The sequence below is a fragment of the Paenibacillus sp. ALE2 genome, assembly GCF_054113385.1.
Genome location: NZ_CM134213.1, coordinates 5,330,549 through 5,343,599, shown reverse-complemented (window position 1 = coordinate 5,343,599; position 13,051 = coordinate 5,330,549). Strand labels below are relative to the sequence as shown.

The window sequence follows — 13,051 nt, the reverse complement described above, 5'->3', positions numbered from 1 at the left end:
ACTAGCGCTTTAGGGATGAAATACGGTATGATATAGTCAAGAGCCGGAATTAACAGGCATAGCAACATAAGTCTTGGAACTGCCAAGGCTTGCGGAGGGAGAGACTAACATTGGAATTTAAAGGAGCTATGGGGGGGATTTACCGCCTAACCGAGTGGATTACCCGGCTGGCGGCTAGCAATTTGTTGTGGGTGTTATGTTCATCGCCTTTTGTATTCTGCCTCATACTGAAATTACTGGTTATGAATCAGAATTTGGCGAATGAATCGTTACAAATGAACTGGGCGATGGCTATTTTGGCACCGCTTACTTTATTTCCAGCAACATCGGCTTTGTTCTCAGTGGTTCGCAAATGGGTGATGGGCGATACTGATACAGGCGTGTTTCGTACCTTCTTTAAAGGATATAAAGAGAACTATAAGCAGAGTCTGATTGGGGGTATCTTTTACACGTTACTGTTTGTCGTCATGTATGTGGATTACACTGTATATATGACACAGCTCAGCAACTTGCAAATTGTGGGCGTTATCATGCTGATCCTCATCATTATTTTGCTTGTGTCTATGTTTAACTTCTTTTCGATGGTAGCTCATTATCATATGTCTACCGGACAAATTATTAAAAATGCGGTTTTATTGACGCTGATTCGACCATTCCGTGTATTTTCCACCATGCTCGGCAGCGCCGTTGTTATATACATTGGAGTTAAATATCCCGTGCTTTTCTTATTCTTCATCGGCAGTGTAGTTGCCTGGTTCGCTTTTTTTAATTTTTACGGAACCTTCCTCAAAATGCAGGATCAAATGGAGAAAATGAAACAGAAAGACGAAGAAAAGGCAACCATTGAAGACAAGAAAAGTGATAACCTCTAAAAATAAAACATATTTCTCCTAGCATTTACTTTCTGAGTGAGAAGCGCTATAATAAGGTCACATCCTGCGATGCACGTTACGGTCATTTGTTGTTTTGAACCAATGACAATGTCTAGGGAGATCTATACGAATGAATAGCTGAAAAGCCCTGTCAATTGCTGACAAGGGGACTTCAAAAGTTTATTCTGCGGTCACCCACCTGCTAAAGCAGGTTCAGAAGACGCTATGGTCGGACGGCATCGGCGGGTACTCCATAATGTAATGAACACACTCTGGTACTGCTTATGCAGAAACAGGGTGTTTTTTGTATGCAACAATGTTAAACTAAGACATGAGGTACTAAGGTCGCATACCACAGGCATGATCGGACTCAATTTCGGTTGTTTATCGTGTTTTATAAAGCGCTTGCAGCAGAGGAAGCCGATGTGTCGTATGATAGGTAGCGATTATCGTGAAGGAGGAAATGTCTTGTCGTTGAAGAGGACTCTGGTAGGGATTGTGCGCAGCCAAGAAGGTACAAGCGACCGGGTCAAGGACCCCCAAATGAAGACACGCTATTATAACTTATCTAGAGACAAGGCTTGGGAAGAAGTATCATCTATCTTGAAAAAGATTCCTGGCTACAAGGTACTCCATGAGGTAGCATCCGTAGGTGAGATTACGTTGGAGAAGCGAACGGCGTTCGGCAGAACCGTCGACATTACCGTTTCTATTTTATCTGTCTCGCCAGTTCGAAGTGCGGTGGATATTTATTCTGCTTCACGTGGATCGTTAGGGGACTTGGGTGCGAATTACCGCATTATTTTGCAACTGTTCGCTATGATCGACAAGAAGCTGTCTGCTTATAAGGTCGTACAGTAGTAGCAGGTTGTGGGAGCAGTGATGTGGTAGACAAACATCAAAAAAAGCGAGGAAGGCAATCCTTCACTCGCTTTTTTAATATTCGGTCCTGATTTAGACCAGTTTTTTTACGGCTGCAATCGCTTGATCATAGTCAGGATGCTCGGCCATTTCGCTCAAGTATTCTACGTAAGCGATTTTGTCATTTTGGTCAATGACAAAAATAGCTCTATGATCCAAATGGAATTCCTTAATGAATACACCATAAGCTTCACCAAAGGAATGATTTTTGTAGTCGGACAGTGTCAATACGCGATCAATACCAGCCGCACCGCACCAACGAGCTTGAGCGAAAGGCAAATCCACGCTGACCGTCAGTACCACAACTTGGTCCCCCAGGGAGTCTGCTTCCTGGTTGAAACGTCGCGTCTGTGCGTCACACACGCCTGTATCTAGAGAAGGGACAACGCTAATCAGTTTGACTTTGCCTGCAAAGTCTTGAAGTGTAGCTGCTTCCAATAAGTCTTTCTGTAATTTGAAATCAGGCGCCTGATCTCCAATTTTCAGTTCAGGACCTATGAGAGTCAAAGGATTGCCTTTAAAAGTAGCAACTCCTGTACGTTCTTGTGCCATATGTAATAGCCTCCTTTGGTTTTTGGCATTGGTTATCGTTGCCGAAATCTATTATAATCTTTTATAAAAGACATTGTCCAATTTGAATAAGGTGGAGACACCCCATGAAGGAAGGATTGCCTTGATTTTTTTACGTTATGAGAACTGGAAAAGTTATTTGCGGTTTTACCCGGTAACCTGTCTGATTTTGCTTATCAATATTGTGATGTTTATTGTACTGACCGTGCAAGGTGGATCGGAAAATAGTTTGACGCTGATCCGGTATGGGGCTTTGATTAATGAGGCGCCATTCACTGACCAGTTGTGGCGGTATGTGTCAGCTATGTTTTTACATGCAGGCTTTGATCATCTTCTGTTTAATTCCTTTGCAATACTTGTATTCGCTCCTCCGCTGGAGCGTTTGCTCGGGTCCTTACGATATGTGTTATTGTATCTAGTCACGGGCATTGTAGGGAATATACTGTCCATTGCACATTACAACATGCTGGCGGAAACGACAGTCTCTGTAGGAGCCTCAGGAGCGATTTATGGCATCTATGGGGCGTTTCTGTACGTTGCCTTATTCCAACGTTCCTTGATGGATGATGCTTCGCGCAAAACGCTGTACACGTTGCTTGGGTTTGGTATTCTGTTTTCTTTTGCTGTAGCGAACATTAACTGGACCGCTCACTTTGGGGGATTGCTCAGTGGGTTTTTCTTTTATGGATTACTGATTAGATTAACTGGCCAGCGCAAACGTCACTAAAGACAGCTTTATCGTAAGTTATCAGGGTAAGAAAGAGGATGATGTTCGATGGACATCTTCTTTCGGATGTTGAAAAACAGATTGGAGCGAATATCGGAGTGGAATTACGACAGTTGCAATACTTCATGAAAGTAGCGCAAAAAGAACATGTCACTCAGGCAGCCGAGGAGCTACATGTGGCGCAATCTGCGGTAAGTCGGCAAATTCATCAGCTTGAAGAAGAGCTGGGAGTTAATCTTTTTATGCAAAAGGGTCGCAATCTGCAGCTTACGCCAGTGGGACAGCTATTTTGCAAACGGGTGGAAACGATCATGAAAGACCTGGAGCGGGCTGTTTTGGAAGTGCATGAGTTTTTAGACCCTGAGGGGGGCGAAATCCGTATCGGTTTTCCGCACAGTTTGGGGATTCATCTTATTCCTACAGTGGTGGCTGAATTCCGTAAGCGGTATCCCAATGTTAAATTCAGATTTAAACAAGGAATGTACCCGAGTTTAATTCGTGATGTGTTAGCGGGTGAGGTGGATTTGGCTTTTGTATCTCCTTTTCCAGATCGACATGACCATGTCGAGGGGGATGTGGTGTTAACCGAGGAGTTATTTGCAGTTCTCCCGCCTAATCATCCTTTGGCTTCAGCCGAACACATCACATTGAGCCAGCTTAAGGGAGAAAAATTCATCTTGTTCAGAGATGGATATTCGTTACGCCCGATTGTCTGGCAGGCCTGTCTGGAGGCTGGATTTACACCGGATATTGCTTTTGAAGGCGAAGAGACTGATACGATTCGCGGATTAGTAGCTGCAGGTATGGGGGTTAGTCTTCTGCCTGAAATGGCGCTGTTTCAGACTAACCCGTTGCAACCTGCAAGGGTGTCGATTGTTGATCCAGAGGTGACAAGAACGATTGGCTTGATTCATCGCAGAGATGACAAGCTTCCATTAGTTGCTAAATCGTTCCGAACTTTTCTATTGCAATATTTTGGCCTTCATGGTAATGCTGCTACTTCGAACAAAACGGCAAAAGCAGATTGAGGGTACTAAGTATAGTTTATTGGCTTAAGATCAAGAAAAAAAGGTTGTTCCTCTACCGTCATTGGTGGAGGAACAACCTTTTTTGCAACACAAGTGATTAATCCCGGCTATTAAAGATGCCGATTAGGCGGATCAGTTCCAGCAAGGAAACGAGAGCTGCAGCCACATAGGTCAATGCAGCAGCATTTAAAACTTTAGCTATACCACGTTCTTCATCACTACGGATAAATCCTTCAGAAACCATGATTTCCCGTGCGCGATTAGAAGCATTAAACTCAACTGGCAATGTAATTAATTGAAAAGCAACAGTAGCCGAGAAGAAGATAATACCCAGACCGATCAGGTTCGTAAAGCTAAATAAGAAACCGGCAATCAGCAGAAATGGTGCAATCCCGGAAGCAAAGTTTACAATCGGAAAAATCCGGTGGCGAAGTGCCAGCATAGGATAATGCTCTTTATGTTGGATGGCATGACCGACTTCATGGCAAGCCACAGCAACCGCAGAAATGGATTTTTCGTAATAAACGGGCTCAGACAAGCGCACCACTCGTTGTATCGGATCATAATGGTCAGATAGCGCGCCAGGTACTGGCTCAATAGGCACATCGTGCAAGCCATTACGATCCAGCATGTGCCGAGCTGCATCATAACCAGTCAGTCCATTTTCGTTTGGAACATCAGACCATTTGTTAAACGTACCTTTTACACGAAATTGCGCCCATAAGGATAATCCGAACGCAAGAATAATCAATATATACATACCCATCATAAAGCAACCCTCCATTATTATTCATACTACTAGCTCGGGTATCTACATCATAGAACTATGCTCCAACAGATACTTCAAAGCCTCAATACAAGCAGCGCTTTGTGGCAAAAGACCGGTAAGCAGCTTGCGAGCTTGGACAGGCTTGAGCTGTCCGAGAAGAGGTTGTAGTTCATTGACTTCACGCTCTAGACGCTGCATGTGCATTTCTAGACTCGTTAGTTTGTCAGTAACGTGCTCTTCTCCTGCAACGGAGTTCCATTTAATCAGTGTCTGTCTGATTTCCTCGAGGCTATACTTCTCTTGTTTCATTTGGTTAATACGTTCAAGCCTGTTTAAGGTTTCATCATTATAAAGCCGATAATTTTTCAATGATCGTTCTTCAGGCGTGATCAAACCGAGTTTAGTGTAATAATCAATCGTTCGTTCGCTGACACCAGCCGCTTTGGCTAGTTCGCCAATTCGATATAGCTTCATATCCCCATCTGTCTTCACCTCGCGCTCTTCGTTCAATCTTCAATAATAACATCTTAAACCGAGAGTTTATAAAGGATATTTTACATGATCCTCAACCATACAGTCAAACGTTATGCTTTTGATGAACACAAACGAGCTATTTATATAGTCAGAAAATATGACATGAAAGATTTAAAGGCTTATTTTTTTAACATAATAAAAAAAATCTTGTCAATTTTCATGTATTCTGCTTATAATGACAATAAGAATTTCACGAAATGTAAAGAAACCTAACATTCGAGGGAGTGGTCTTCATGAGAAAAAAGTGGTTAGTTGTATTATTGGTCATGCTGACGGTTCTGGCTTTTCCTGTAGGTGCGTTCGCTGCTGACGGGCCCACAAATATCCAACTTCAAGCTGGACTAAACACGGCCTTTACGTTCTTGGCATTTATACTTGTATTTTTCATGCAAGCGGGATTTGCATTACTGGAGGCAGGCTCGACACGAATGAAGAACGCGGGTCATGTCGCTGGTAAAACGATTCTCACGACGGGTGTTGCGGCTTTGTCCTTCTGGGCTCTCGGATTTGGCTTCGGCTTCGGCAATGATGGTGGTAACGGATTTATGGGGCTGACGGGTTTCTTCATGAGCGGGACAGATGCTGCTGCATCGTTTGATACTCTTTCAGGTTTGGATGTTCCAATTACGATTATGTTTTTGTTTCACTTTGCTTTTGCTGCGGTATCTCTTTCGATCGCATGCGGGGGGATGGCAGAGCGTGCAAAATTAAGTGTATACATTATTTTCGGTATTTTGTTCTCCATCGTGATCTATCCAGTTGTAGCTCACTGGGTATGGGGCGGTGGCTGGCTTGGCAAGTTGGGAATGCAGGATTACGCTGGTTCAACAGTAGTCCATCTGACAGGTGCTACGGCAGCACTCGTCGCTACGCTGCTGCTCAAACCGCGTCTGGGCAAGTTTAATAAAGATGGCAAGCCGAACATTATCCCTGGTCATAATCAGGTGTACTCTATCTTGGGTGTTATTATTCTCTGGTTTGGCTGGTTTGGATTTAACCCAGGTAGTGCTGTTTCTGCGATGAATGACGGATTCTTTGGATATGTAGCCCTGACTACAAATATTGCTGCGGCGGCAGGCGGAGTTTTCGCATTGCTCGTATCTTGGATGGTATACGGAAAAGCAGATATTCCAGCTATGCTAAACGGTGTACTGGCAGCCTTGGTTGCCATCACAGGTTCTTGTGCCTTTGTAGCACCTTGGGCGGCATTGGTCATTGGCGCAGTTGCAGGGATCGTCACATTCTTCACAGCGCAATGGTTTGAGCGTGCGAGAGTAGATGACCCGGTATATGCTTTCTCCGTACATGGCGTTGCAGGGATGTGGGGCGCGGTATCCACAGGGTTTTTCGCTACTCCTGAGCTTGTAAAAATAACAGGTGTAGGTCAAGCGGGCCTGTTCTATGGTGGTGGTTTTACGCAATTAGGAGTACAGTTGCTTGGGCTAATTGGTACTTTGGCATTCGTATTCGTCATTTCCTTCATTATTCTGGGTGCGATGAAAGCAATTATGGGGATTCGCGTTACGGAAGAGGAAGAAACGATGGGACTTGATATCAGTGAACACGGTACGTACGGCTATCCAGAGCAAATGAAGTTAGTTACCGAAGCTGAAAAGCGTTCTGGAATTGTCAGCTAATATGTAAAATATAAAGAGCCAGTATGGGTGAGCGGAGGAGATGGAAGTATGGAACTGCAAAATATGGCCCCTTGGGTGAGTTCCGCCGAAGCGATTGATCATGCAGACACACCTGAGTCGTTAAGGCAGGCCAGGATCGATTCTCAGAAATGGCTGCTGGCTTCCCAAGCCTCCGCTCCGTTATCAGACTGGTTACGAACGGCGAATGAAATGCATGACCGCATCGCGGCCAGAGCTGTACAAATGTGCGAAAAAGGGATGGTTGAGGATGGCTTTGGGCCTCCTCCCGTCCCTTACGCATTTATAGCCTTCGGAAGCATGGGGCGCTCGGAATCGACGCTGTGGAGTGACCAGGATAACGGTATGATTATCAGTGACCTTGTGTCTGCTGACAAAGAATTGTATTTCAGCGAGTTTGGTCGCAGAGTGTCTGCGATGCTAGAGTATTTGGGATATCCCAAATGCGAGGGGAAAGTGATGTGTTCAGAGCCATTGTGGCGCCATACATTGTCTGGATGGCAAGAACAGCTATCCAAATGGTCGGAAGATTTTGCTTGGGAGCCGATTCGTTATCTTATTATCTCGTCTGATATGAGACATATCGCAGGCGATCAGCAATTGTCTGCAGAATGGAAGCGAAGTTTTTATAAGTTGTTCCGAAAACATCCCGATTTACCTTCAGCCGTACTTAGGAACACGGTAAGGCATAAAGCGACACTTAATATTTTAGGTCAGATCGTTACCGAGCGATTCGGTGAGCATGCAGGCGATTTTGATGTGAAATATGGGTTATACATTCCGTTGGTGAACGCCGTCCGTTTTTTGGCATTGCAACATGGTGTAGAGGAAACTTCTACCCTGAAAAGGCTCAGGCGTCTCGCATCACTTGAAGCGGCACCGTTGCCTTTACTTGATGCTTGCGAGCGAGCCTTTCGGGTCGCGCTTCAGCTTCGAATGGCTACTCCGGTAAAGGAGAAGGGTGGATTGCTTCTCAGTAATGGCTATTTGGCCGTCAAGCCGCTGAAGCAAGGGAAAGGCTGGCATGAGCTGCGCGAGGCTCTTTCGACAGTACGACGGCTGCATCGTGCGTTGCAAAGGCAGCTGCGATTTATGGAAGGGAGAAGGTCATGAAGGAACCGGCGCAGGGAGGTGGCTTCTGGAGTGCTCTCCGCAGAGGAGGAGTGCCGTCGGCAATCGCATCTGTAATGGGGGCTCCTACGGCTCAGCAGATGGCGTTTATTCGGTCCTTAACACGGGAACAACGGCGTTCTGAAGTATTGCGTACCCCGCTGGAGCGTTTGGAGACGGTAGTTTTTGATCTGGAGACAACGGGATTTTCGGCACAGCATGGAGATGAGATTTTATCGTTCGGAGCGATTCGGGTAGTCGGGGATGTGATTATGGAAAAAGAGCAGTTTTATACGCTTGTTAATCCGCGGGCTGATATTCCTAAACACATCACTGAGCTAACTGGGATTACCCGGGAAATGACGGATGAAGCTCCGCCGCTTATGAATGGACTACATGACTTTATGTCCTTTGTAGGTGGACGGGTGCTTGTAGCGCATGCTAGCGCTCATGATAAGGCCTTTTTAAATGCTGCGCTATGGAAAACATCTAAAGTTCAGTTAACTCACCGTGTACTAGACACAATGATGCTCGCCAAATGGCTGGAGCCACAGCAACACCAAACCTATAGTTTGGATGAATTGTTGGCCTATCAATCCATTCCGATTGAAGGGCGGCATCATGCGTTAGAGGATGCGAAGATGACCGCTAAGCTATGGGTGGCGTATGTTCAGGAAATGCTGAAGCGTAATGTGACCAATTTGGCAGATATCTACGCGCATTTAAGCCATGCCTGATCAGTACAAGGCATAACATCTGACCCCACATAATAACAGCAAGTTCGCGATTTTCGTGGGTTTGCTGTTTTTTTGTGTCCTGTTCAGATTGTAGAAGGTTAGAGGTGGGAGCAGTATGGGCATCCTATGGGGAAGGATAAAGGTCATTGTGATGAAAGGCAGGTGATAGTACTTTGAAAAGATTTCTTTTCATCAGAGCAATAATGGTATTGGTTATGGTTGGAGCTTCATGGGGAATTATTGCAAACACAGTCAATGCAGCAAGCCTGCCCGTGAGAAATGCACCATTGGAAGAAAAGTACAAAGGTGAAAAAGAGCTTGAAATTGAGAAGAATGTAGGGACTGAATCTGATGCGGCAGAGGTAATGAAAAGAATCAAACCTGGTCAACAGCTTCCTTCTATGATTTTAAAGGGATTAAACGGCAAGTCCTACGATGTAGGGGCTCCGCGAAATAAAGCGATGATCATTAGCTTTTGGGCTTCGTGGTGCGATCCGTGCCGATTAGAAGCGCCTATGCTGAATGAATTGTATAGTAAATACAAACATGCTGTAGATGTGTATGGCATCAATGTAACCCGCTATGATCGATTAGAGGATGTGCAGAAGTTTTCCCGTTCTTTGGCCCTCCGATTCCCCATTTTACTGGATGAACAAGGAGCATTTTTTGAACAATTTGGAGGAGCGGCTTTTCCAACTCATGTAATGATTGACCATCATGGACAGGTACGAGAAATCATAATCGGCATGCTCAGTGAACGGGAATTGGAGGGTAAAATAGAAGCTCTTCAAAAAATAAAGTGACTTTAGGGGCCGATTAGACCGCCAAAGTCACTCTATTAGCTCATGCTTGTATTTGATTAGTGGTTAACTAAACCGTGATGAGTAAGCTCTGTTTGTTCATTTTTTGGAGTTGGCGCTTCCAGCAATGCGTAACGGAAGCTGTCCAAGAGAGCTTCCCAGCTCGCTTCAATAACATTTTCAGATACACCTACGTTACTCCAGACGTCCTCGTAATTTTTGGACTCAATGAGCACGCGTACCTTGGCGGCAGTGGCGTCTTTTTCGTCAAGCACACGCACCTTATAGTCAGCCAAATGCATGTCCCGCAAGGCTGGGAAATATTGGGAAAGAGCCTTGCGGAGTGCGTTATCAAGTGCATTGACAGGACCATTCCCTTCAGCTGCGGTATAGACACTTGTCCCTGCAACATTCAGTTTTAAGAAGGCCTCGGAGACGACCGATCGGCCCGCTGTTTTTTCCACTAGCACTTTAAAGGATTCAAATGAGAACATTTCCTTTACTTCACCGCCAGCTTCACGAATAAGCAATTCCAGCGAAGCATCCGCGCCTTCAAACTGATATCCCTGATGCTCAAGCTCCTTGATACGACTAATGACGCCACGTGCCTCATCACTGGACGGATCAAGGGTGATGCCCAGTTCTTGCGCCTTGGACACAACGTTGCTTTGTCCGGCCAATTCGGAGACCAAGACCCGCTGCTTGTTCCCCACCAGTTCGGGAGCGATGTGCTCATAGGTTCGTGAGTCGCGCAGAATAGCTGACACGTGAATGCCCCCCTTATGGGCAAAAGCAGCATTGCCAACATAAGGCTGGTTTACAGGCAGATTGACGTTGGCGACTTCGCTCACAAAGCGAGCTGTATTGTGGAGTTGTTTTAGCTTCTCGGGATCTAGACAGTCGTAGCCCAGTTTGAGCTGCAAGTTCGGAATGACGGAGCAGAGGTTGGCGTTACCACATCGTTCACCGTAGCCGTTGATGGTGCCTTGGACCTGCCTTGCACCTGCTTGAACAGCACTTAGTGAGTTGGCTACTGCCAATTCGCAGTCATTGTGTGTATGAATGCCCAACTGTGACTTCGTTACCTGGCTTTGCAGCGTAGTAACAATTTCCTGTATTTCATGTGGCAGGGTACCGCCGTTGGTATCACACATCACGAGCCAATCCGCGCCTGCTTCCTCAGCTTTTTTCATAACGGCGAGTGCATACTCGGGGTTGTTTTTATATCCGTCAAAAAAATGCTCGGCATCAAAAATAACCTCCATGCCCCCTTGCTTTAAAAAGGCGATGGAGTCGTAAATCATAGACAGATTTTCCTCCAATGTTGTCTGTAAAGCAGCGTGTACATGAAAATCCCATGATTTACCGACTAGAGTAGCGGCCTGAGCTCCGGATTCCAGAATCCGTTGCAGATTGACATCTTGCGCTGCGATGCTATCTTTGCGGCGCGTGCTGCCGAAGGCGACAATTTTTGCCTGAAGCCCCAGCTCTTGTACCCGTTTGAAAAATTCGATATCCTTGCTGTTGCTCCCGGGAATCCCGCCTTCAATATAGTGAACACCGAGATCATCGAGTTTTTTTGCGATTTTCAATTTGTCATCAGCAGACAAGCTAATTCCTTCTCCTTGAGTGCCATCTCGCAGCGTTGTGTCAAAGATAGAAATAGCGGTGGACATGAGGGACTCCTCCTTCGCGGATTGCTCAGATTGGTGATGCTCTGCTTTTTTAAGCACATTAATTTAGTTGTTTAACGCTTAAAAACAGGAAAGCGTTAGTTTGTCGTGTTCGTATGATAGTCGATTATAACAACTAATGACTTCAAATGTAATATATAATTATCTTTTTTGAACACAAAACCTATATTTTTTATGTAAAATAGGAATAGCATTCAAGGGTAACCCGAGTATAAAATCAAAGGACGTATTCCTGATCTAACGAGTGAATTACAGTTAAAAAGAAGGGTTGAGCATGAAAGATGTCAGTGCTTATTATCCGGTTGGTGGACGAGTTATTCTGCATGTGGATATGAACGCATTTTATTGTTCCGTTCATGCAGCGGAGGAGCCGGAAAAATATAAAGGATTGCCTACCGCAGTGGCAGGCAGCAGTGAGCTGCGCAAGGGTGTAATTGTAACCTGCTCTTATGAAGCACGACGATTGGGCATTTCAACAGGGATGGTTGTTCAGCAGGCTCGCCGTATTTGTCCGCAGCTCATCGTAATACAGCCTGATTTTCATTTATACCGTCGTTATTCCAAAGCATTTATGAGTATTGCTTACTCGTATACGCCTATGCTGGAAGCAACTTCAATTGATGAATGTTATCTAGATATTTCCGGTTCCAAGCAGTTTGGAACACCTTTGGATATTGCCGAGGAAATCCAGCGTAGAGTAGAAGAAGAGCTAGGCTTGCCTTGTTCAATTGGGGTAGCGCCCAACAAACTACTGGCCAAAATGGCCTCTGATCTGAAAAAGCCACGCGGGATATCTGTTCTACGTTTGCGTGATGTACCCAACATTTTGTGGAACCTTCCATGTGGGCAGTTGTTTGGTGTGGGCCGAAAAACGGCAGACAAGCTTCTACAAATGAACATTCGTACCATTGGGCAACTGGCTAAGGCAGATGAACACATGCTGGTTAGCATATTTGGTGTAACGGGTTCTTGGTTAAAATTGGCGGCAAACGGAATTAATCATTCTCCAGTCAGCACTGAGCGGGAGCCAAACAAATCCATCGGGCACACCACCACCTTGCCTATGGATGTAGTAAAGCTCGAAGAAGCCCAAAGGGTACTGCTTAACATTAGTGATCAGGTAGCCCGGCGGCTTCGACGGCACGGTATGCTGGCAGGAGGTATTCAACTGACGATTCGGACCCCGGATATGAAGACCTTTACGCGTTCTCAAGTCAGGAGTACGCCTACGGAAAGTGCAGAAGACATATATAAGGAAGCTTGTGCATTGTATCGTCGCCATTGGGGAGAGGATAAGCCGGTGCGTTTGTTGGGGATTACGCTGCAACAGCTCATTCCTAAGGAGGAAGCGGCTGTTCAATTAGATCTATTTGAATACCAGGACCAGCCTAAAAAAGAAAGTCTACTGAAAACGATGGATGCGCTGCGCGATAAGTTTGGTGAAAATGCGATTTTGACTGCGGGGATGCTGGGAGATGATCCTTCGGTACTTCTTCGTAATTCCAAGTTGCGCGGAACTTCGCTGCAAAAAGACAATCTACCCACTCCAGAGTGAACTTCGGGGAGGGTTATTGTTGTATCAGTAACACACGCTATAAGCGTTTTTTGCATGAAGGATAAAGGAAAATAATTTG

The 13,051-nt window shown here is 45.4% G+C and carries 13 protein-coding genes and 1 other RNA gene; 10 read left to right on the top strand and 4 right to left on the bottom strand.

Annotated elements, in window-relative coordinates:
- Nucleotides 1-110 precede the first annotated feature (110 nt).
- The 3 genes from ACXHJ1_RS22980 (at nt 111) to ACXHJ1_RS22970 (ending at nt 1,733) form a co-directional block, all read left to right on the top strand.
- Nucleotides 111-872 carry a YesL family protein gene (locus tag ACXHJ1_RS22980; RefSeq protein WP_016819729.1) on the top strand — a complete coding sequence of 254 codons (762 nt, stop codon included), beginning with the start codon at nt 111-113 and terminating at the stop codon, nt 870-872.
- 58 nt (nt 873-930) lie between these two features.
- Nucleotides 931-1,125, top strand: a non-coding RNA gene (ssrS, locus tag ACXHJ1_RS22975) — 6S RNA.
- A gap of 215 nt (nt 1,126-1,340) precedes the next feature.
- A complete protein-coding gene (locus tag ACXHJ1_RS22970) occupies nt 1,341-1,733 on the top strand; it encodes a DUF1499 domain-containing protein (protein ID WP_016819730.1) in 393 nt (130 codons plus the stop codon).
- 93 nt (nt 1,734-1,826) lie between these two features.
- On the opposite strand, the gene tpx is transcribed toward ACXHJ1_RS22970, so the two are convergent.
- Complete coding sequence (tpx, locus tag ACXHJ1_RS22965) at nt 1,827-2,345, bottom strand: thiol peroxidase (protein ID WP_457905278.1); 519 nt, start codon at nt 2,343-2,345, stop codon at nt 1,827-1,829.
- 121 nt (nt 2,346-2,466) lie between these two features.
- On the opposite strand from tpx, the gene ACXHJ1_RS22960 reads away from it, so the two are divergent.
- Both ACXHJ1_RS22960 and ACXHJ1_RS22955 read left to right on the top strand, forming a co-directional pair.
- Nucleotides 2,467-3,090 (top strand): rhomboid family intramembrane serine protease, encoded by a 624-nt coding sequence (locus ACXHJ1_RS22960; RefSeq protein WP_016819731.1) that lies wholly within the window; start codon nt 2,467-2,469, stop codon nt 3,088-3,090.
- 98 nt (nt 3,091-3,188) lie between these two features.
- On the top strand, nt 3,189-4,118 hold the full coding sequence (locus tag ACXHJ1_RS22955; RefSeq protein WP_025364562.1) for a LysR family transcriptional regulator: 930 nt from the start codon (nt 3,189-3,191) through the stop codon (nt 4,116-4,118).
- 97 nt (nt 4,119-4,215) lie between these two features.
- Here the strand turns inward: ACXHJ1_RS22955 and ACXHJ1_RS22950 are convergent, their stop codons facing one another.
- Nucleotides 4,216-4,887, bottom strand: a complete 672-nt coding sequence (locus ACXHJ1_RS22950) for a zinc metallopeptidase (protein WP_016819733.1) — start codon at nt 4,885-4,887, stop codon at nt 4,216-4,218.
- Between the two features lie 42 nt (nt 4,888-4,929).
- A complete protein-coding gene (locus ACXHJ1_RS22945; RefSeq protein ID WP_023988024.1) occupies nt 4,930-5,361 on the bottom strand; it encodes a MerR family transcriptional regulator in 432 nt (143 codons plus the stop codon).
- A gap of 293 nt (nt 5,362-5,654) precedes the next feature.
- On the opposite strand from ACXHJ1_RS22945, the gene ACXHJ1_RS22940 reads away from it, so the two are divergent.
- From ACXHJ1_RS22940 to ACXHJ1_RS22925, 4 genes are all read left to right on the top strand, one after another.
- A complete protein-coding gene (locus tag ACXHJ1_RS22940) occupies nt 5,655-7,058 on the top strand; it encodes an ammonium transporter (RefSeq protein ID WP_457905277.1) in 1,404 nt (467 codons plus the stop codon).
- 48 nt (nt 7,059-7,106) lie between these two features.
- Nucleotides 7,107-8,189 (top strand): DUF294 nucleotidyltransferase-like domain-containing protein, encoded by a 1,083-nt coding sequence (locus tag ACXHJ1_RS22935; RefSeq protein ID WP_457905276.1) that lies wholly within the window; start codon nt 7,107-7,109, stop codon nt 8,187-8,189.
- Complete coding sequence (locus ACXHJ1_RS22930; protein WP_457905275.1) at nt 8,186-8,923, top strand: exonuclease domain-containing protein; 738 nt, start codon at nt 8,186-8,188, stop codon at nt 8,921-8,923. Before ACXHJ1_RS22935 ends, ACXHJ1_RS22930 begins: the two co-directional genes overlap by 4 nt.
- A 173-nt stretch (nt 8,924-9,096) precedes the next feature.
- Entirely contained in the window at nt 9,097-9,726 is a 630-nt protein-coding gene (locus ACXHJ1_RS22925; RefSeq protein ID WP_285695185.1) for a TlpA family protein disulfide reductase, read from the top strand.
- Nucleotides 9,727-9,782: 56 nt separating this feature from the next.
- On the opposite strand, the gene cimA is transcribed toward ACXHJ1_RS22925, so the two are convergent.
- Nucleotides 9,783-11,399 (bottom strand): citramalate synthase, encoded by a 1,617-nt coding sequence (cimA, locus tag ACXHJ1_RS22920; protein WP_457905274.1) that lies wholly within the window; start codon nt 11,397-11,399, stop codon nt 9,783-9,785.
- A gap of 292 nt (nt 11,400-11,691) precedes the next feature.
- On the opposite strand from cimA, the gene ACXHJ1_RS22915 reads away from it, so the two are divergent.
- Nucleotides 11,692-12,972 carry a DNA polymerase IV gene (locus ACXHJ1_RS22915; RefSeq protein ID WP_016819741.1) on the top strand — a complete coding sequence of 427 codons (1,281 nt, stop codon included), beginning with the start codon at nt 11,692-11,694 and terminating at the stop codon, nt 12,970-12,972.
- Nucleotides 12,973-13,051: the final 79 nt, after the last annotated feature.